The 20921-nt window shown below is 30.5% G+C and carries 20 protein-coding genes; 8 read left to right on the top strand and 12 right to left on the bottom strand.

The features are described from left to right. Positions 1-199: 199 nt before the first annotated feature. Positions 200-1666 (bottom strand): molybdate ABC transporter ATP-binding protein ModF, encoded by a 1467-nt coding sequence (gene modF, locus J3T98_RS00405; protein WP_416380598.1) that lies wholly within the window; start codon positions 1664-1666, stop codon positions 200-202. Between the two features lie 9 nt (positions 1667-1675). Further along, on the bottom strand, positions 1676-2452 hold the full coding sequence (locus J3T98_RS00400) for a TOBE domain-containing protein (protein WP_267361853.1): 777 nt from the start codon (positions 2450-2452) through the stop codon (positions 1676-1678). A gap of 208 nt (positions 2453-2660) precedes the next feature. Here J3T98_RS00400 and modA point away from each other — a divergent pair, with 208 nt between their 5' ends. The 3 genes from modA to modC are packed head-to-tail and all read left to right on the top strand — an operon-like array spanning position 2661 to position 4789. Next, a complete protein-coding gene (gene modA, locus J3T98_RS00395) occupies positions 2661-3401 on the top strand; it encodes a molybdate ABC transporter substrate-binding protein (protein WP_218058406.1) in 741 nt (246 codons plus the stop codon). A gap of 12 nt (positions 3402-3413) precedes the next feature. Next, positions 3414-4103 (top strand): molybdate ABC transporter permease subunit, encoded by a 690-nt coding sequence (gene modB / locus J3T98_RS00390; RefSeq protein ID WP_065562570.1) that lies wholly within the window; start codon positions 3414-3416, stop codon positions 4101-4103. A 5-nt stretch (positions 4104-4108) separates the two neighbouring features. Continuing rightward, complete coding sequence (gene modC / locus J3T98_RS00385) at positions 4109-4789, top strand: molybdenum ABC transporter ATP-binding protein (protein WP_267361852.1); 681 nt, start codon at positions 4109-4111, stop codon at positions 4787-4789. On the opposite strand, the gene J3T98_RS00380 is transcribed toward modC, so the two are convergent. The 4 genes from J3T98_RS00380 to J3T98_RS00365 all read right to left on the bottom strand — a co-directional run bounded on the left by J3T98_RS00380 (position 4768) and on the right by J3T98_RS00365 (position 7679). Beyond that, on the bottom strand, positions 4768-5520 hold the full coding sequence (locus J3T98_RS00380; RefSeq protein WP_267357019.1) for a UDP-2,3-diacylglucosamine diphosphatase: 753 nt from the start codon (positions 5518-5520) through the stop codon (positions 4768-4770). The two genes, modC and J3T98_RS00380, sit on opposite strands and share 22 nt — an antisense overlap. Beyond that, positions 5513-6004 (bottom strand): peptidylprolyl isomerase B, encoded by a 492-nt coding sequence (gene ppiB / locus J3T98_RS00375; protein WP_065562573.1) that lies wholly within the window; start codon positions 6002-6004, stop codon positions 5513-5515. The genes J3T98_RS00380 and ppiB overlap by 8 nt, the downstream gene beginning before the upstream one ends. A gap of 67 nt (positions 6005-6071) precedes the next feature. Next, complete coding sequence (folD, locus tag J3T98_RS00370; protein WP_065562574.1) at positions 6072-6923, bottom strand: bifunctional methylenetetrahydrofolate dehydrogenase/methenyltetrahydrofolate cyclohydrolase FolD; 852 nt, start codon at positions 6921-6923, stop codon at positions 6072-6074. Between the two features lie 63 nt (positions 6924-6986). Then, positions 6987-7679, bottom strand: a complete 693-nt coding sequence (locus tag J3T98_RS00365; protein ID WP_065734601.1) for a DUF2884 family protein — start codon at positions 7677-7679, stop codon at positions 6987-6989. A 279-nt stretch (positions 7680-7958) separates the two neighbouring features. On the opposite strand from J3T98_RS00365, the gene J3T98_RS00360 reads away from it, so the two are divergent. Further along, positions 7959-8225, top strand: a complete 267-nt coding sequence (locus J3T98_RS00360; protein WP_065562576.1) for a GrxA family glutaredoxin — start codon at positions 7959-7961, stop codon at positions 8223-8225. Between the two features lie 46 nt (positions 8226-8271). On the opposite strand, the gene tsaB is transcribed toward J3T98_RS00360, so the two are convergent. The 4 genes from tsaB to J3T98_RS00340 form a co-directional block, all read right to left on the bottom strand. Further along, complete coding sequence (gene tsaB / locus J3T98_RS00355) at positions 8272-8952, bottom strand: tRNA (adenosine(37)-N6)-threonylcarbamoyltransferase complex dimerization subunit type 1 TsaB (RefSeq protein ID WP_267361851.1); 681 nt, start codon at positions 8950-8952, stop codon at positions 8272-8274. Further along, the gene (locus J3T98_RS00350) at positions 8949-10877 is read right to left on the bottom strand and encodes an ATP-dependent DNA helicase (protein WP_267361850.1); all 1929 of its coding nucleotides are present in this window, start codon (positions 10875-10877) and stop codon (positions 8949-8951) included. Before J3T98_RS00350 ends, tsaB begins: the two co-directional genes overlap by 4 nt. 281 nt (positions 10878-11158) lie before the next feature. Then, entirely contained in the window at positions 11159-12133 is a 975-nt protein-coding gene (locus tag J3T98_RS00345; protein WP_267361849.1) for a glycosyltransferase family 8 protein, read from the bottom strand. Positions 12134-12144: 11 nt separating this feature from the next. Further along, positions 12145-13167, bottom strand: coding sequence for a glycosyltransferase family 8 protein (locus tag J3T98_RS00340; protein ID WP_267361848.1), 1023 nt, complete (start codon positions 13165-13167; stop codon positions 12145-12147). Positions 13168-13263: 96 nt separating this feature from the next. Here J3T98_RS00340 and J3T98_RS00335 point away from each other — a divergent pair, with 96 nt between their 5' ends. Beyond that, positions 13264-14205 (top strand): glycosyltransferase family 8 protein, encoded by a 942-nt coding sequence (locus J3T98_RS00335; protein WP_267361847.1) that lies wholly within the window; start codon positions 13264-13266, stop codon positions 14203-14205. Between the two features lie 30 nt (positions 14206-14235). Next, positions 14236-15834 (top strand): phosphoethanolamine transferase, encoded by a 1599-nt coding sequence (locus J3T98_RS00330; RefSeq protein ID WP_267361846.1) that lies wholly within the window; start codon positions 14236-14238, stop codon positions 15832-15834. A gap of 56 nt (positions 15835-15890) precedes the next feature. Here J3T98_RS00330 and J3T98_RS00325 read toward each other — a convergent pair whose 3' ends face one another. After that, complete coding sequence (locus J3T98_RS00325; protein ID WP_267361845.1) at positions 15891-16859, bottom strand: glycosyltransferase family 8 protein; 969 nt, start codon at positions 16857-16859, stop codon at positions 15891-15893. A 193-nt stretch (positions 16860-17052) separates the two neighbouring features. Between J3T98_RS00325 and J3T98_RS00320 the strand changes: the two genes are divergently transcribed. Continuing rightward, positions 17053-18027 (top strand): glycosyltransferase family 8 protein, encoded by a 975-nt coding sequence (locus J3T98_RS00320; protein ID WP_267361844.1) that lies wholly within the window; start codon positions 17053-17055, stop codon positions 18025-18027. 17 nt (positions 18028-18044) lie between these two features. Next, entirely contained in the window at positions 18045-19103 is a 1059-nt protein-coding gene (locus J3T98_RS00315) for a glycosyltransferase family 2 protein (RefSeq protein ID WP_267361843.1), read from the top strand. Between the two features lie 35 nt (positions 19104-19138). Here the strand turns inward: J3T98_RS00315 and msbA are convergent, their stop codons facing one another. After that, positions 19139-20908, bottom strand: a complete 1770-nt coding sequence (gene msbA / locus J3T98_RS00310) for a lipid A ABC transporter ATP-binding protein/permease MsbA (RefSeq protein ID WP_267361842.1) — start codon at positions 20906-20908, stop codon at positions 19139-19141. Positions 20909-20921: the final 13 nt, after the last annotated feature.

Below are 20921 nucleotides of genomic sequence, written 5' to 3'. Positions count from 1 at the left end.
AACCTGATAGACATTGAAGTTAGCACACTTTTCAATTAACTATTCACAGACTTATCCACAGGCAACGGGGATAACTTGCTAAGTATAATCAATATAGACTTTTTTGAATTTTTAGCTTAAAAAAACGCCACTAAAAAAAAGTTTTTTTATTGATTATTTCTATTTTTAAGTCTTATTTTAATAGTCTATAACTAATCCATTATTTGATACGCTCAATTTTATATTGATAGCCAACAGTATCATTTGGCACAAAAGTTAATCGATGAGTGATGCATTTTGGTGCATCTTCTGCATGATGTGAAACAAACAATAATTGCGTACGACCTTTATCGATTAAATTATCAATCCAATTTTTTACTAGTTCTCTATTTAGATGATCCAGTCCTTGTAGCGGTTCATCTAAGATAAGTAATGTTGGATGTTTCACTAAAGCTCTCGCTATCAATACTAATCGCTGTTGTCCCCAAGATAATGATTGAAAGGGTTTATCGGCTAAATCAGTCAAATCTAGTAATTGTAACCATTGCTTAACTAACTTTGCTTGTTTATCACTAATCGCTTGGTAGACCCCAATTGAATCAAAGTACCCCGATACCAATACATTTTCCACACTCAAGCTAACTCGATAGTCAAGATGAAAACTACTACTGACATAACCAATATGACGTTTAATATCCCATATTGTTTCGCCAGACCCTCGTTTTCGCCCAAATAGCGTCAAATCATTACTATAACCCTGAGGATGATCGCCAGTTATTAGACTTAATAATGTCGATTTACCTGCGCCATTTGGACCAATGATCTGCCAATTTTCATTCGCTTTTACCAACCAACTAAGTCCATTAATAATTGCCTTTCCATCATATTGAACATGACCATTATTTAATATAATGCGGTCTAATGTATCGGGTAGTTGAATGGGTGTTTCATCCGGTTCGGGTAAAGTAAAGTTTGATAGCTGTTCTAAATTCGCAAGTTGCTTAATGGCTACGTCATTTAATATGGTGTCTTTGGATCCAAATTTCAATAGCTTGCAGTTAGCAAGTATTCCAATATTTTTTACAAATATTGGGATTTCATTAAAACGATTCAACACCATTACAATCGTAATATTTTTTTCAGAGAGTTGTTTAAGTTTTTCAGCTAGGTTTGCTCGAGATGCAACATCTAAACCATCAAACGGTTCATCTAAAATTAGCAGTTCCGGTCGGCTCATTAATGTGCGACATATCAATGTTTTGCGTGTTTCACCGGTTGAGAGATATTTAAAGCGACGATCTAACAGATGTTCAATACCAAATTGTCGGGCTAAATGTTCGCAAAGTTCGGCATCTTGATTAACTTCTTGAATAATTTCTGCTGTCGTTAATCCAGTATCATCTTCGTTGTCACTAAGCATATCGGTATTATTGCGTTTCCATTCATCATCTATTATTTTTTGAAGTTGCTCAAATGAGATATGCGCTATTGATTTAAATTGATTGATAACTTTACCCGACAATAACGGTTGATTACCAGCTAATGCTTTAGCCAATACCGACTTGCCCGAGCCATTTCGACCTACAAAAGCGACAATGTCACCACTATTGATAGTCAATGATTCAATTTTAAAAACGTTGAAATCACTTATTTTATATACTGCATTTTCAATTTGTAACATAAACACCTCAAACTGCTAGACTAATGTGGCAACAATAATGTTCTGGGGATGGATGGATATGGTAGTTTTTTGGCCTTCGGTTAATTTTAGATGATTAATTTCACTGGTTGATTTATTAGCATAAAGCATCAGACCGGAAGGTAATGAAAATGAGATCTCAGATAATTGACCATCGCTTACTATTTTTTCAACTTTAACTCTTAATTGATTTTCATTTAAATCATTCAATTCAATCAAAGGTGCTTTAATCAATAAAAGAACAGTTTTATCAATATTCAATTTTAAACGCGCAATACTTTGTTGAGTTATATAAGCTTTTAATTCAGTTTGGTTATCACTTAATTTTACTTTTACAAACCCAGCTATATTGTTAGTTTCAATGCTCGAAACATTGCCATAGATTTGATTACGGGCGCTAGTCTGTAATGATAATTTAGCAGTTATTTTTAATATATCATCAAGAGGAATATTGTCGTCATTTAGAATATTAAAAGCATTATATTGGAGTTGAGTTAAGAGATCATAAAGCTGAATAAACCTTACCGCATAAGCGCTAAGTTTTGTGCCTCCGCCATTTTTACCACCCGTTGCTGTTATTAAAAAAGGTTTTGGTGATAACTGATTGATTTCGTTTATCGCATCCCAAGCAGTTTTATAGCTAATACCGACTTTCTTAGCCGCTTGGGTTAGTGAGCCAGTTAGTTCAATTGCTTTTAATAAGGCAATTCGTCTGGGATCAGTAAATAATTGCTGATTTATGTTTAAAGTTAATAATATTTCTGGTGACAGCATTACTTTATGCCTTAATTGAATAAACAAGCTACTTTCAATAAAAAAGTAAATCTATTGTAGACGTTTTTTTCTTTTCCTTCAAAAAATGTCCTTAGCCATATTCGTAAAGAATAAAAATAGTGTACTGCTTAAAGTTTGATTGTACTTTATTAATAAATTTTGATAGCATCGCTATATAGTTTATTACATAACGAATGTGAGGAATAAAATGCGTAGAATCATTGGTGTATCACTATTTATAGTAACTTTACTCGTCAGTTTAACAACATCTGCCACCCAAAAAATTACGGTATTTGCAGCAGCATCACTTACTAATGCAATGCAAGATATTGCAACTTCTTACAAAGATGCAGAAATTGTTTTCTCATTTGCTTCATCTTCTGTATTAGCCAAACAAATTGAACAAGGGGCACCTGCTGATATATTTATGTCTGCTGACCAAAAGTGGATGAATTATCTTATTGAACACAAAGTTGCAACAGATAAACAGAATTTGTTAAAGAATGGATTAGTATTGATTGCTCCCAAACAATCTAAATTAGAAAAGGTAGAAATTAATGCAAATACTGATTGGCAAGCCATTTTACCAAAAGGAGAAAGGTTAGCTGTTGGTGATCCTGACCATGTACCTGCAGGGCTTTATGCTAAGGAATCTTTAACCAATTTAGGCGTATTTGATAAATTATTGCCTCAAATGGCGCCAGCAAGTAATGTCCGTGATGCATTAATGTTAGTTGAGCGTAATGAAGCTGCATTAGGTATTGTTTACAGTACTGATGCGAAAGTAAGTGATAAAGTGAAAATTATTGGTAGCTTTCCCGCTGAGACATTTACGCCAATTGAATATCCGATCACATTACTTAAACCTGAAGCAAAAGAATTTTATCAATATTTAAGTTCTGAAACTGCCAAAAAGATTTTCCAAAAATATGGTTTTATCACTGAATAGAATTTAAACAAGATGATGTTAACTGAGTATGAATGGCAAACATTGCTGTTAAGCTTGAAAATAGCAGGAGCAGCAATTGTCTTTAGCCTTCCAATAGGTGTGTTGACAGCTTGGATTTTAGCAAGATGTCAATTTATCGGTAAATCACTATTTGATAGCATTGTCCATTTGCCTTTAGTGTTGCCTCCAGTAGTATTAGGCTATCTTCTACTCTTAACAATGGGTCGCCATGGCTTTATTGGCGAATGGTTAGATAAATATTTTCATTTAAGCTTTAGCTTCAATTGGCAAGGCGCAGCTTTAGCTTCTGCTGTGGTTGCGTTCCCGCTTATGGTTCGATCGATTCGATTAGCAATTGAATCGATAGATTCACGTTTAGAAAATGTAGCTCGAACCTTAGGTGCTAAACCATTTCGAGTCTTTATGACTGTCACACTACCATTAGCTTTCCCTGGAATTTTAATGGGAGTCGTGCTCGGTTTTGCTCGTTGCTTGGGTGAATTTGGCGCGACAATTACCTTTGTATCAAACATTCAAGGAGAAACACGCACCCTTCCATTAGCAATGTACACCTTATTACAAACCCCAGATGGCGAGTCAGGAGCATTACGACTTTGTATTGTTTCGATCATTTTATCTTTAGTTGCCTTATTCGTTTCAGAGATGCTAAATCGTTGGCATAAAAAGAAATTAACAGGATAGCGATAATGTTAAATATCAATGTAAGCAAAAAACTTGCCTCGTTTGTTTTCGAATTTAAACATGAAATTAACTGCCAAGGTGTGACTGCTGTTTTAGGGGTTTCTGGTTCGGGAAAATCAACACTTATCAACCTTATTAATGGTTTAATCAAACCTGATAATGGTTATATCAATTTAAAACAAGATAGTTTAGTCGATACAGAAAAACATATTTTTGTCACACCAGAGAAAAGACAAATTGGTACTGTTTTTCAAGATGCGCTACTTTTTCCCCATTATAAAGTAATCAAAAATTTAACTTATGGGGCAAAATCGTTAGATACAGAAAAATTTGATGATATTGTCACTGTGCTCAATATTGGTTCACTACTTGATCGTTATCCAGTGATGCTGTCAGGTGGTGAAAAACAGCGAGTTGCCATTGGTCGAGCTTTATTAACCAACCCCAAATTATTATTGATGGATGAACCTTTATCCGCTTTAGATATGCCCCGTAAAAAGGAGTTATTAAGCTATATTAATAAACTAGTGAGTGACTTGAACATACCTATTATCTATGTCACCCATAATATTAATGAAGTCAAACGTATTGCTCAGCATGTAGCCGTGTTAGAACAGGGGAAATTAATAGACTTTGGTACGACAGAACAAATATTACAAAGTAACTATTTGAAAGACTGGCTATAAAGCTTTAATGTAGTACTATTCTCTTCTTGTTTTATATATGAAACACCATCATGCCAAGCACCTAATACTATTCTGGTTACTGATTCACCATTAATGGTTAGATGATGGGTTGCAGGTTTATGAGTATGGCCATGAACCATTATATTGGCATTATTCTCAATCATCATATCAATCACTGCTTGTGGATTTACATCCATGATCGTTTCTGATTTTATTTGATTATGCTGACTACTCTCTTTTCGTAATTTCGCCGCAATTTTTAATCGAATAAATAATGGTAAGAATAAAAATAACTTTTGTAGCCACTTTTTATGCATGATTTTTCGGAATTTTTGGTATTGATGATCATCAATACAAAGCAGGTCGCCATGTAAAAAAACAATATTTTTATCCTGATTGACTAAACAATTAATATCGCCTAGTAAGGTCATATCACATCGTTTAGCATAGTCTTTACCAATCAGAAAATCACGATTACCGTGGACAAAAAACTTTTTAATTTGCTTTGAGGATAACTCATTTAAAGCATCCGAAATCTGCTTGTGTAGTGTTGAATCAACATCATCCCCCACCCAATAGTCAAACAAATCCCCTAGAATATAGAGTTCACAGCCATTAGGTAATTGTTTAAGAAATGACAAAAAGCCTGCTGTAATATCAAAATGATGTGCAGCAGGCTCGTTTTCACCGAGGTGAATATCTGCGATAAAAAAGCGAACAGGATTATTCAACCGTTACACTCTTAATCACGACATCTTCAACTGGCACATCAGAATGCATTCCATTACGGCCAGTTTTAACGGCTTTGATCTTATCGACAACATCCATGCCATCCACAACTTCAGCAAATACGCAGTAACCAAAACCATTAATATCAGAAGAACGATAATTTAAATAATCATTATCAACGACATTAATAAAGAATTGAGCCGTCGCGGAATGAGGATCACTTGTACGTGCCATAGCTAAAGTACCACGACTATTTTTTAGACCATTAGCAGCCTCATTTTTGATTGGAGCCTTAGTTTTTTTCTGTTTCATACCTGGCTCAAATCCACCACCTTGAATCATAAAATTATTAATCACTCGATGGAATATAGTGTTGTCATAGAAACCTTCTTTACAATATTCAACAAAATTTTTGACTGTTTCAGGAGCTTTATCATCAAAAGTATTGATCTTAATATCACCTAAAGAAGTATGAAATATAATCATAAGATGTCCTTATTTTCATTTTTTAATTCATAAAAATCATAATACAAATCTGTCTATTATCTTAGACTTACTCGCTAAATCTTTCACATGCCTCTAATGTATTACTCATTAGCATTGCAACCGTCATTGGCCCTACTCCACCAGGTACAGGTGTGATCCAACCGGCATGTTGGCTAGCAATATCGAATTCTACATCTCCAACAAGTTTGCCATCAGGTAAACGGTTAATTCCAACATCAATTACGATAGCACCAGGTTTGATCCATTCTCCCTTAACATAGTTAGGGATTCCAACCCCCGCAACAACAATATCAGCATTACGAACATGCTTTTCTAAATCAATAGTTCTGCTATGAGTAATCGTTGTGGTACAACCTAATAACAATAATTCTAACGCCATAGGACGTCCAACAATGCTTGATGCGCCTACAACTGTTGCGTTTAAGCCAGATAAATTAATGCCGGTTGATTCTAACATTTTAACAACACCATACGGCGTGCATGGGCGTAATATCGGATCGCGTTGTAATAAATGACCAATATTATAAGGATGAAAACCATCAACATCTTTACGAGGATCGATACGCTCTAACACTTTTGTCTTATCAATGTTATCTGGTAATGGAAGCTGAACTAAGATGCCATGAACATCGGCTCGTTGATTTAATTCATCGATCAACGCTAATAATGCCTCAGTGGTTGAAGATGGATAATCATAAGCAAAAGAAGCAAAGCCGACATCGTCACAAGCTTTTTGCTTATTTTTAACATAAATTTTAGAAGCGGGATCAGAACCAACTTGTATAACAGCTAGTCCTGGAACAGATAAACCTTGTTCAGTCCGTGATTTTACCTTTTTGGCTATTTCGTTACGTATTTGCTGCGCTAACGCTTTACCATCAATTATTTTTGCAGTCATAAGCGATTACTTCTTTTACCCAATGAATGGGGTATTCTCGCAAAAGTTTTTATTATTGTCTATTCACTTATCGGTTGATTGACTAAGTTCTGTTAAAATCTGTTGATATTGTTTGTCTATATCAGTAATTACCGAACAAATATGTGAATCGAATGCTTTAAGTTTAGGTTTTTGAGCTTTCCATTCATTTTTTGAGATATCTTTGATTGCACCGAAGTTTTTAAAGAAGTTAAATTCTAAAATACTTCCCCCCACAACATTATAAAAAATACGTTCACCGATATCTTGTCCATCTTTTTTTAATTTATTAAAGTTTTGGTAATAAAATTTTGTTGTTCCATTTTCAGTTATAATTGAACGATGTAACAACTTAACTAATCGTTTATATAATTTATTTAATTCGCCATGTAGTTCTCGGTCATCACTTAATTTTCTTGTTATTGCTAGATCGAAAGCAACTTTTACTTCCAATAATAAATCTAATGATTGTTGTTCTAGTTGTGGTAATTGTGATCTTAGACTTTTTTGAAATTCATTGAGATTTTTACGTAATTGAGGGCTAGCTGATATTGTTTTCTTATTAAGTATTACTTTGCCATCATTCTTGATCGACAAATCATTCGACTTATTTACGATTTGGATGTTGTCTTTATTTATCACTATATCGTAATTGGGTTTTACAGCACACTCTTTTTGTGCCGCAAACACTGTTATTGATAAGGTTAATGAAAAAATAACTATTATTTTTTTTAGCATTTTGACATCCATTTAATGGTTGAAATTTAAATTATAGCGAGTAATATCAAATTAGCATCAATTTAAAGAATTAAAAAACCCCGTTCCTCAACTTTTTTTAATAAAAGCAGCTATAAAATAATCAATTAATCATTTAAATGATTAAAACGTATACCTTACACGCTATGCGGATGTAATATCAATAGATATAATCTATTATATCAACTATATTTATCTACTTTTTTTTATTCAAAACTAAAGTATAGTAATTTTATTCAATTTAACTCATAGAGGTGAAATATGTACGCTGTTATTTTTGGACGTCAAGGATGTCCATATTGTGTGCGAGCTAAAGAGCTTGCCGAAAAGTTATCTCAAGAACGTGATGATTTTTCATATCGATATGTAGATATAAATGCAGAAGGTATTACCAAGGAAGATCTTTCTAAAAGTGTAGGTAAACCGGTTGAAACCGTACCACAAATTTTTATTGATGAAAAACCAATTGGTGGCTGTACTGATTTTGAAGCATATGCCAAAGCTAATTTGGGATTATTTCAAGACTAAATACTTTTGCACATCAAATACAGATAAACCATTTCGGTGGTTTATCTTAACGCCCCGGCAATTTTTGCCATGTAACTTCATTTCGCAAATAAGTTGGTTCGACATCTTCAACTTTAACAACTTCTTTTCTTAACCATTTTTGATGAGCGATAACCACCAAATCTTGTGCTTCTGGTAAGAATACTTCACTAGGCTTAGTTCCTGTTAACATTTCAGGATAAGTTTGCCAACCCGTACCTGCTGAGTAATAATCATTATGACTTTTTTGAATTTTATTGATTACATTTTCAGGTTTGACGACACATTCTGGAATGATTGTTTGCCAATTTTGGTTTTGATACTCATATTGTCCTAAATAGACTTCGCCCATTCTAGCATCTATCGCAGGTATGACTTTCTTTGCCTCTGTTTTCCTATAAGCGCCTTGCGCTAGGGTCATCAAAGTTGAGACACCTATCATCGGTTTATCAATTCCTAATGCTAATCCTTGAGCTACACCAATACCTATTCTTACTCCAGTAAAGCTACCAGGACCTTGAGCAAAAGCAATAGCATCAAGTTGTGAAAGCGTGCAACCTGATTGACTTAAAATTTTATCAACCATTGGTAAGATCTTTTTAGTATGATCACGTGCCGAAATCATAAAATCATGAGTGATTTCATTTTGAAAAAATAGAGCTACAGAACAAGCTTCTGTCGAAGTATCAATGGCTAAAATAGTACTCATTTGGTTTCCAGATTATCTGATTGGTTGTTAGATAATAAAAAATTGATTACCTTGTTAACATCTCGGGTTCTTGGCGATGGTGGTAAACTATTTATAAACGTTGCCCCATAAGGTCGCATAACTAATCTATTATCGCAAATAATAATTGCTCCTCGATCATTATGATGACGGATTAATCGCCCAACACCTTGTTTTAAGGTAATAACGGCTTCAGGTAATTGCACTTCATTAAAGGCATCGCCACCTTGCATTTGACAATCTTCCATTCTCGCTTTCATTAAGGGATCATCTGGTGAGGTAAACGGTAATTTATCTATAATAACACAAGATAAAGTATCTCCCCTAACATCAATCCCTTCCCAAAAACTGCTCGTTGCGATTAATAGTGCATTACCACTTTCAATAAACTGTTCAAGAAGTTTTGATTTGCTTGTTTCACCTTGAACTAAAACCGGTAACTCGGTATGTAAGCGAAAATGTTCAGCTAATGCATTCATCATTGCATAAGATGTACAAAGGAAAAAACAACGCCCTTTGTTTGCCTCAATAACCGGTAATAAAATATTGACAAGTTTTTCAGCATTGCCCCTTTCATTTGGTGATGGTATATAACGTGGTACACACAAAATAGTCTGATTGGTATAATCAAATGGGCTTTCTAAAATTAATGATTCTGCATTAGTTAAACCTAAACGTTTGGTAAAGTAATCTAATTGATTATCAACTGATAATGTTGCTGATGTGAAAATCCAGGCACCTTTACGCTGGATTAATAATTCCTCAAATTTTTCCGTTACCGACAATGGAGTTAATGCAAAGAGAAAAGAGCTATATGAACTTTCATACCAATAACTAAAACCTGGTACATGAGTTTCGGACAATTTTTTTAATAATTGCTGGTATTGGTTAACTCGATCATAACAATTATCTAAAGTTGTGGATCGCCCTATCGCTAATAACAGAACTTCTTTGCAAAAATCAAGCGCATCAAATAAATAAGATAATTCTTGTTTAATATTGGTTTGATTAAATAGATAACGAAGATTTCCTTTATTATTTTGCTGGCTTATCAACAATCTCAAATCTTGGGTACATTTTTGTAGTTTATCAGCACACTGCTGGAGTTGTGACATGTCTTTGACTTCTGTTCTATAAGCCAAATTTATCTCTTTCGCTAAGTCGAACAGTTGTCGACTTGTTAACTGCTCACCAAAATAGTGACACGCAAGATCAGGAAGTTGATGAGCTTCATCAAATATCATCACATCAGCTTTAGGAATTAGTTCACCAAATCCGGTATCTTTCACAACAACATCAGCTAAAAATAGATGATGATTAACAACAACAATATCAGCGTTCATGGCTCTTTTACGAGCTTTAACCACATAACAATCGTTGTAATGTTCACATTCACTACCCAAACAATTATCATTTGTGCTAGTTAAAATTGGCCAAATTGGATTATCTTCGGTAACAGTTGTACATTTACTAATGTCACCATCTTTTGTTTTGATTGACCAATTTTTAACCCGAACCAGATCAGTTCGTAAATTCTTCTCTAAATCTCCGGCAGCAGCATATTGATGATACATGCGCTCTAAACAGAGATAATTGGCTCGACCTTTAAGAAGTGAAATTTTACCAGTATAGTTTAAAGCTTTTTTGATAATGGGTAAGTCTTTACTATATAACTGTTCTTGTAAATTCTTGGAGCCTGTCGAGATTATTGCTTTTTTCTCACTGCGTAATGCAGGAACTAAATAAGCAAAGGTTTTACCCGTTCCAGTACCCGCTTCGACCACCAATGACTTTTTTGCATTTATTGCTTCAGTGACCTTATTTGCCATATGTCTTTGTGGTTCTCTAGCAACAAAACCATCTATAGCTGCCGCAAGCAAACCATTTTCTGCAAAATCATTAATCACTTAAAATGCACCTAATTAGAAGATAAGCCCAATTTGTCTATGTATATTGGAAAATTTATTTAAGAAATAAGCTAACGTTTGAAAAAATAAAATATTCATAAAGTTGAGATGAAATTATAAATAAACAGTTATCTAAATTACAAACTATACTATAGCAATAACCCAGACAAAAATATATACATGAATATTCACTATAAAGAAAAAGCTTAGTTAGAAATAGATTAAGTTTCAAATCTATTGACTAAATAAGCTTATATCTATTAACCGTATATTTTTTAATATTACTTTTTAAACTTAGTTTTTAGATAAATTAGATAATGCTTTATTCCTAATAGATATTTTTTTTGCTTAAACATTAGCTTTGAATAAGCACGAATTGAAGAAGTTTTTTTAGGATTATACAAAGGTAAACTGTCATTCTGCCATGGTGATTTTTCTAAATAAGCATCAAATAATTTAGAGCGATAAGGCTCATGCCAAGGTTTATTTTTCGTTATATAATGAATAAAAATAGTTTCGCTAGGGACATTTGCATCTTCATTACCATTAACCGATAATGCTAATAAATTATTAAATTTTCTTGGCAATATTAATCGTTTTTCTCCGACACAAATATTCAAAACATCTTGGTCTGGATATTGGTACTTTTCACCACTATTCAATAGTTCTAATGTCTTATCAGTAATTTCGTCTTCGCACCAAAGAGGAATATTAATCAGCATAACACCAGAATTAAAATAAGAGCCTTCAACTATATGATATTTAGTACATTGAGATTGTTGCATATATGGTTCGTCAGCAACCGCGGCGACTAAAATACCACTTAAATCAATACTATCAATTTCTGATAAACTATTAATACATAAAGTATCACTATCAACATAAAGTAATTTATCAGTAGTATTTTTTAATAATATTGGTGCTATTAAACGAACACAGGCTGAAAGTGGAAATTGTTCGGTATTTTTTTGATCGACTTTAAACTGATCATTAATAATATACTCAGTTATTGATATAGTATCGAACTTTATTTCACTAAATTTAAGTCTATTTTCATCAGATAGATTATGAGTAAATAAATGAAAATGAATCGGTCTTAAAGGATTATTTTCAAAAATAGATAAAATATTTACACCTGCTGATAATGCATAATTATCATCAAAGCATAATAAAATATGCAAAACAGACTGGTTATTGTCAAAATTATGTGACAGTAATTCATTTCTTTTGTTAATAAATCTATCAACTTGAATCACGACGAACATCCTTATCGTTTTTTAGTAGCTTTGTGCTTAAGATACAGTAAATAATATTTGAACGCCGAAAAATACTTTTTCTGACTAGCTAACAATTTTGCATACCGTCTTGTAGTTGAAGGCGCATTTTCATTAGCCAATGATAATTTTTGATTAGCCCATGGTGAAGAAGCAATATAAGTTTGATAAAGTGGAGTTAAATATAACTGATACCATGGTTTATTGCCGGTAACATAATGAATAATAACAGTATCTTCGCTTAACAAATTATCTTCATTACCACCAACGGTAAGTGATGTAAGTTGATTATAAATTTTAGGAAGAAAAACAGTTTTACCTTGCATTAATATATTTAAAACATCTTGATCAGCAAACTTATATACTTTACCGCTATTTATCATAGCAAACGCTTTATCAGTAAGATTATTATCTACCCACATATCAGTATTAATATAGATCATTCCGGCATTAAAATATTCACCGTAAGGGATATCACAAGCTGGGCATTGTTTTTCTTGCATTTTTTCAATATCACAAACAACAGCTGAATACTTGTCATCTAAGTTAACATTGATTAGTTCGTCAAGATTATTAGTGCACAATACATCACAATCTAAATACAATATTCTGGATGTCACTTTATTTAGAATTTGGGGTACAATGAACCTTAAACACGTTGAAGCTGAAACATGTAAAACTAAAGTATCGGGATTTATTGAGAAACCATCACTTATTTCATAACAGATGATTGAAGTATTTTTTTGATTTAATTGATTAAATTTTTGGATTTTTTCATTAGACACATTATTTGCAAATAAATGAAAAACCAAATTTTTATCTGAATTATTGATTATAACTGAAGACATTGCGATACCAGCAGGCATTGCATAATTATCATCAAAACAAAAAGCAATATGTACAGTATCTTCGACTTCTAACTTATTATCAAATAACGTAGTACTCTTGCGAATGAAATTATTTTGTTCCAACATATCGTATTTTATGAACATTTTAACATGTTTATATTCTAACATAATTAGAGATCAACAACGAAATAATAATCACTTTTATATTGACATTAATATGTTCTAATGACTAAATATCGCATAAATTTAAAAATTAAATAAAGTATGAATAACAATATTATTAACATTGCTTACTGCACTGACTCAAATTATCTTGAATATGTTGCAGTTTCCATTAAATCAATTATATTAAATAATTTAACTGAAAAACTTCAATTTCACGTCTTTTTATACAATGTGAATGAAAACGATATAAAAAAACTTCAACAGACATCTAATTTAATCCTTATATATCAAATAGAACAAAAAGATTTTGAAAAATATAATCATAATTTTTCAACTACTCATATCACCAATTCAACATTCATTCGTTTAATGGTACCTAGATTATTGTCAGGTAAAGTTAAAGAGTTACTTTATCTAGACGCAGATGTATTGTGCTTTAATAATATTGCATCCATTCGAGATATAAATATAGATAACTATATTTGCGCAGCAGCAGTCGACTCTAAGCACAACAATCAAAATCCCAACTCTTCTAGATTAAATTTAAATTCAAATAATTATTTTAATGCTGGAGTGTTATATATCAATATTGAAAATTGGATGAATTTCGACGTTGAAAATAAAAGCAACGATATTTTATCAAATAATATTGAATTAAAATATGCTGATCAAGATGCCCTAAATATTGTATTACAACATCATACGAAAATAATTGACTCTAAATGGAATTATTTATTTACTTGGATGACAGATAAACAAAAAGAAGAATTTTTCGATAATAAAGATACATTACCTTACTTTATTCATTTCACTGGCCCAAGAAAAATGTGGTACTTAGAGCATAAAGGTCTGGCCCAAAATTTATATCAATTTTATAAACATTTTACTCCTTGGGCAAAGGCCCCATTAAAATCCTTTAAAGATAAAATGAGACCAGTGGATTATAGAGTTTATGCCAAACAATTTTTTAGACAAGGAGCGTTAATTAAAGGAATAAAATATTACTTTATCTATTTATTAAAAAAGTTAGATTGCCATTAGATTAGGGAAAATACTAAAGGTTTATATTTCGTGTTTAAAATAAAAAGTTTAAATCCAAAGATTTTATCAAGACAAATCGTTTTTATCTTTATTTACTTTGCAATTATTTTTGCTGCTTACTACATAATAAATATTGATAAATCAAAAAATTTCAGTTATACCTTTTTGATTTATCTGTTTTTTTTATTTATTCCGCCAAAAATGCAACCTATAAGATTAACAATATTTGGTTTGTTTAATTTTATTTTAGGTATTGAGCTATTTTTTAATTTACGATATGGTTACATCACCGAATCACTTTTGAAAACAGCTTTAGAAAATGATACTAATCAAAGCTATTTGATGATTAAACATGAGTTTTTTGCAATCTTATTACCTGCTTTTATTTTCTCATTAATTTATACCTACTACATCTATAACAAAATAAAAATATCTTGTAATAATAAGATATTTTATTGGTCAATAATTTTTGCTTGCAGCTTTTTCTTATTAAAAAACACTTTATATTATTATTTATCTGACAGACGGCATATTGTTGAATTTAAAGTAGATCCATTTTTTTCAATAAATAAATCCGTACGTGTAAAATACCCAGTCGTGATAGGTAATTCGAGCATATTATTAATTGATTCCTTAGGTTTTAGCGAAAAATATACAAATGCTATAGAGCATGAAAACTTTAACCATTCAATCATAAATTCACATAATGAAAACACATTTAATAAATACAAAAATATTATTTTCGTACTAGGTGAATCAGCGTATAGAGGACGACATAATATTTACGGATATAATAAAAATACAACACCCGAAATGCATTATATTTTCACACAACCTAATAGTTGTATAGTAAAAGACGTTCATTCTCCTTCATCTATCACCCGAGATTCAATTCCTATGTTATTTTCATTCGCAAAACCAAATGATGAACAACCATTACTAAGAGAAAAAAATATAATAGAATTGGCAAATTTTCAGAACTATAACACATCATGGATTTCAAAAAATGGAGAGTCAGGTCCTCATAGTAGCAAATATTCAATTATTGCCAAGTTAAGTAATATATTTATTGAAGAACTACAAGATGATCTAGATCTGCCAAAACAATTAATTGAAACAAATTTTCAAAATAATGAAAAAAATTTTATTGTTGTTCACTTAGCAGGAAGTCATAAACCTTATAAACTTGGATATGATGAAATTGATACTTTAGCTTTACCTGATGCCGATGATTATGATAGAACAATATATCACTCAGATCGAGTCATAAAAGAAGTTTATACAATTTTAAAAGAAAAATTAGATGACTTCATTTTAATTTATACACCGGATCATGGTGAAATAGTAAACTTGGGGCATGGGCTATTAAGAAAATCCAAAGAATTCAGCAATCAATTTGAAATTCCACTAATGATATATTCATCTTATGACAATTATCCTTGTCAGGAAATTGAAAATTACAGAAACGATGACCACATGATAAATACATCTAATCTTGTTTATTTATTAAGTAATTTGCTGGGTTACTCTGTAAATATTGATCAATCCTTTATTAGCGAAGATTTAATATTATCAGTAGATGGAAAATCTTATGAGTATCTAGACATAATAAAACAATACCAGCAATAGTATTGTTTTATTGAAAAACTTAAAAATCAGCTTTCAAATATATATAATTCAAATAATTATAATATTTTTCTAGTAAAATAATAGTAATAAAATTTAAAGGCAGTCATTATTTTACCCTTTTTAAAATTATATTTAGCATAATGACGTAACCATGATTTTTTTAATGCCAAAGGGCGTTTAGTATCTCGCCAAGGGGATAAACTAAAATAATTTTTGAAAAATTTAGAATCAAAAGTCTGATACCATGGTTTATAGCCCGTTACATAATGTAATAATACTGTATAGGGTGCTATTAATTGCTCCTCTTTACAAGAAACACTTATATGGATTTTTGTATTATATTTTATAGGTAAGAGAGTTGTTTTGTTTTCCAATAAAATATTTAGAACATCTTGATCAGCAAATTTATATATATTCCCATCATTTATTTTTTGCATACATTTAGCTGATATATCATTTTTTACCCATTCTTTAGTGTTAATGAGTAAAACGCCTGCATTGAAATACTTCTCTGAATCAATATTATATAAATCTTTAATAGCATTTCTCATTACACTATCATCCGGAATCACGCCGGCGACAAAATCTCCAAGTTCAGTATTGTATAAATTATTTATCGGCTTCAAACATAAAATATCGCTATCAATATATAAAAATTTATCTGTTTCTTTTTCTAATATATCAGGAATAATAAATCTAACGCATGACATAAAAGACAAATATCCTAAAACTAATGTATCTGAATTAACCTGAAAATTATTATTAAGGTAATATATTTTAATAGTACATTTGTCACTTATTAATTCACTAAATCTTTCACGTTGTAACGAAGAAATATTATCCACAAAAAGATGAAAACAAAAATTTAGGTTATCATTATTTCGAATAATCGAAGTTATTGTAATCCCTGCAGGCATTGCATAATTATCATCAAAAGCTAATGCTATATGCAACAAATTTCTATCGTTGGTACTTTTTTGAGAAAATTCTTCAACTTTATTTATATATTTATTGGAACTAAACATTCATGCTTTCACTTTATAAAATTGTTTATTCTAATTAAATACTTTAATTGTGTAAATTTATTTAACCTTTCAAATGTATTTAAAACATTGAACATTTTTTTATCGATGTAAAATTTTCACCTATATTTTGTCAATAATCGAATATATAATTAATAAAATATATTGTTAGAAAACTAAAATTAGAACGAATTAAATGCATAACGTAAACAACTTTATTGATCAAATCAAACCTATAAGAACTAATAATCAACAATTTCCTACTCTTCACATTGCTTTAGGTTTTGACAATAATTATGCAATGCCTGCAGGTGTAACAATATTGTCTGTTATTCAAAATACACCTAACTTCAATCTCCACTTCCATTTGTTTGTTGATAATGTATCACAGACAAACCTTGATAAATTCCAAAAGATAAATTTTCCTAATGTATCAATTACACTATATTACTTAAATAATAATTTTATTATCAATCCTAAAACCCTAGTTTTGCATATTCCAACGGTATCAACTTGTATCCGCTTTATTATGCCAAAACTTCTTGTTTCAGTGACCGATAAATTAATTTACCTTGATAGTGATATAATTTGTTTACAATCATTAGCTAAATTAGCTGAATTTAATATTGAAAATTATATTGCCGGTGTGATTAGTGATACTAAAGATATGCAACACACTATTAGTAAAATGTATAATATTGATTCAACAAAATACTTTAATGCTGGAGTTTTGTTAATAAATACCAAGAAATGGTGTGAAGAAAATATTTCTGAAAAAGCATTAACTATGATAAACAACGGAAATATTTACAAATTTGCCGATCAAGATGTTTTAAATATTTTACTGGAAAATAAAACATTATTATTACCAATAAAATTTAATACTAAAATAAAAATTTCTATCGATGCCCATCAAGAAAAAGAAATAAGACCCTATACAGTTTTATTACACTATATTTCACAAAATAAACCTTGGTTTAAAGTATATCTTTCTGAAATATTTAGAGAATATTTGGCTATATCTCCCTGGAAAGATGTTCAATTACCTTTAAGTGGTGATAGTTCATCAATAAGAAATTATGCTAAATATTTAATTAAACAAAATTTCTATTTTAAATCTATTTATTACTATATTATTTATTTAAAATATAAATTATTTCTTAAAAAATAATTATCTGTTAAAAATCTATGAAAAATGAATCCATTTGTCTATCTATAATTATACCTTGTTATAATGTTGAAAATTACATTAAAGATTGTTTAAATACTGTTACAAAAGATGACGCATATTCTACAGAAATCATATGTATAGACGATGGCTCAACTGATAATACATTATTAATACTTGAGCAATACCAAGCTAAATTTGATAATATCAAGATAATTAAGCAACCCAACCTTGGGGTTAGCAAAGCTAGAAATAAAGGATTTGAATGTTCTTCTGGAGATTATATCCTATTTATTGATTCAGATGATATGATAAATCCTGATTTACTTAAAAAGTTCAGAAATTCTTTAAATCTTATCTCTGAATTAGATTTGTTCTACTTTGATTATACTTCCTTTAAAGAGGGCGAAATAGCTTTCAACTCTATGAATAATAAATCATTAAGCTTCAACACTGGACTAGATTTATTAAATTTTTTATTAGAAAGAAGAAATTATTCTGGTGTGATATGGCGATTTATTTTCAATCGGAAATTATTTAGTGAAAAATTCATTGAAAAAAATCATGAAGACCACAGCGTTTCACTTTCTATTATTTCGAAAGCAAAATCAGCTATTTACTTTTTAAATAAAAATTCTTATTTTCATAGAGTACGTACTTCTTCCTTATCAGAACAATACATTGATGATTTTAATTTAAAAACTTTGAAGAAGGTTTTAAATCACTGTATAACTAAAATTAATTCACTTCAATTATCTGACAAAGCAAAATGTAATTATGTCTTTGCTATGAATATAACTTACTTAGAATCATTATTGAAATCTGATAAAACGTTTGAAAAACGAACTAAAGATGAAATTATAAAAGAAATTGGATTACTTAAATTAATGATACGAGTAAACAATAGTAATAAATCTAATGCTATAAGGAATATTTTTTATATTTTTAAATTTATAAAGAAAAATCCATGCTCACTTTACACAAAAAAAATATTAATAAAATGCGCAATAACAAAAAAATATCCCTATCTAGAAACTAAAAAAGATTACAAACAATATTCTTCTTTAAATAAATTTTAGAATTTACTATAACTATCAATTACAACATCAAAAAACTATTCATTAAAATTATTATATAGGTTTGTATATGCACCATCTTTTTTTAATAATTCGGTATGTGTACCTTGCTCAATAATAGCTCCATTACTCATTACTAATATTTTATCAGCATTTTCAATAGTAGATAATCTATGAGCAATAACAAGAGATGTCCTTCCTTTTTGTAGTTCCTCTAAAGCTTTTTGTATTGCCTTTTCAGACTCAGTATCTAACGCTGATGTGGCTTCATCTAAAATAAGAATAGGGTTATCTCTTAAAAGAGCTCTTGCAATCGCTATACGTTGACGTTGCCCCCCAGATAATAAGACACCATTTTCGCCTACTACTGTATCAAAACCTTTATCGAATTGTTTTATGAAATCATAAGCATTAGCTTTTTTTGCTGCATCTTCTATCTGTTCTTGTGAAAATTCACCAATTTTTCCATATACTATATTATTTGTAATGGTGTCATTAAACAAATGAACATATTGAGAAACTAATCCAATTTGGTTCCTTAAACAAAATAATGTATATTCACAAATATTTACTCCATCTATAGATATTTCACCTTCATGAATATCATAAAAACGTGTTAACAAGTTTGCTATTGTTGTTTTTCCTGAGCCAGACCTACCGACTAGAGCGACTGTTTTACCAGCTGGTACAGAAAAACTAATATTATTTAATGCTAGATCTTGACGAGTTTCGTACTTAAATGAAACATTTTTAAAAAGAATATCTCCTTTTACTTTATCAACATTTAGAGCACCACTATCTTTTTCAATAGGTTGTTCTAATATAGAAAACAATGTTTGACAAGCAGCCATGCCTTTTTGAAATCCGGCATTTACACTTGTTAAACTTTTTATCGGCTGCATTAAAGCAACTAATGAGGAAAATACAACAGTAAATTCACCAGGAGTAATATTTAGATCAGGGTTACTAGCTGTTAATAAAACAAACGCAATAGCGAAAGAAATAACAACTTGAACAATAGGAGTTGATAGTGCTGAAATTGAGACTAATCTCATACTATCTCGGCGAAATTTATTACTTACTTTTTGAAAATTTTTAACTTCTTCATCTTGAGCACCAAAAACAATTATTTCTCTATGGCCTTTTAACATTTGTTCAACAGACATTGTTACATTACCCATTGAATTTTGCATATTTTTAGCTAAACGACGAAATTTTATCGAGATAAAAGAAATAAGAGCTATTACTATCGGTGTTATTATTATCAATGACAAAGATAATTGCCAACTATTGTAGAACATTGTATAAAATAATCCGCAAATAAAAGCAGACTCACGGATTATCGTTATTAATGCGTCAGATGAAGATGCGGCAACCTGTTCAGTATCATAAGTTATACGTGACAATAATCGACCAGTTGAATTTTGGTCATAATAACTTACAGGTGCTTCAACAAAATGACTAAATAACCGCTGTCTAATTTTCATCACAATCTTTCCTGAAATTAGTGATAAAAATACAGAGTATCCATAGTTTGCAATTCCACGCAACAAAACCAATCCAAATATATAAAAAGGAGCCATTAATAAAAAATTCTGATCATTCATTGAAAAACCACGATCTAATAGTGGTCTTAATAAAGCGATCAATGAAGTATCAGCAAATGCACTTGCAATCAATAATATAACGGACAAAAATAAGATAAGCTTATGTTCCATAATTAATGGGCATAATTTTAAAAAAGTTTTCCACGTAGAATGGTCTTTATCTATATCATTAATAAACTCTTGGTTATTTTGTTTATTCATATTATTCATTATC

This window comes from Gilliamella sp. B2772, assembly GCF_026536985.1.
Classification (GTDB): domain Bacteria; phylum Pseudomonadota; class Gammaproteobacteria; order Enterobacterales; family Orbaceae; genus Gilliamella; species Gilliamella apicola_E.
Note: the sequence above shows the minus strand (reverse complement) of the source record. Positions and strands in the feature narration are given on the sequence as shown.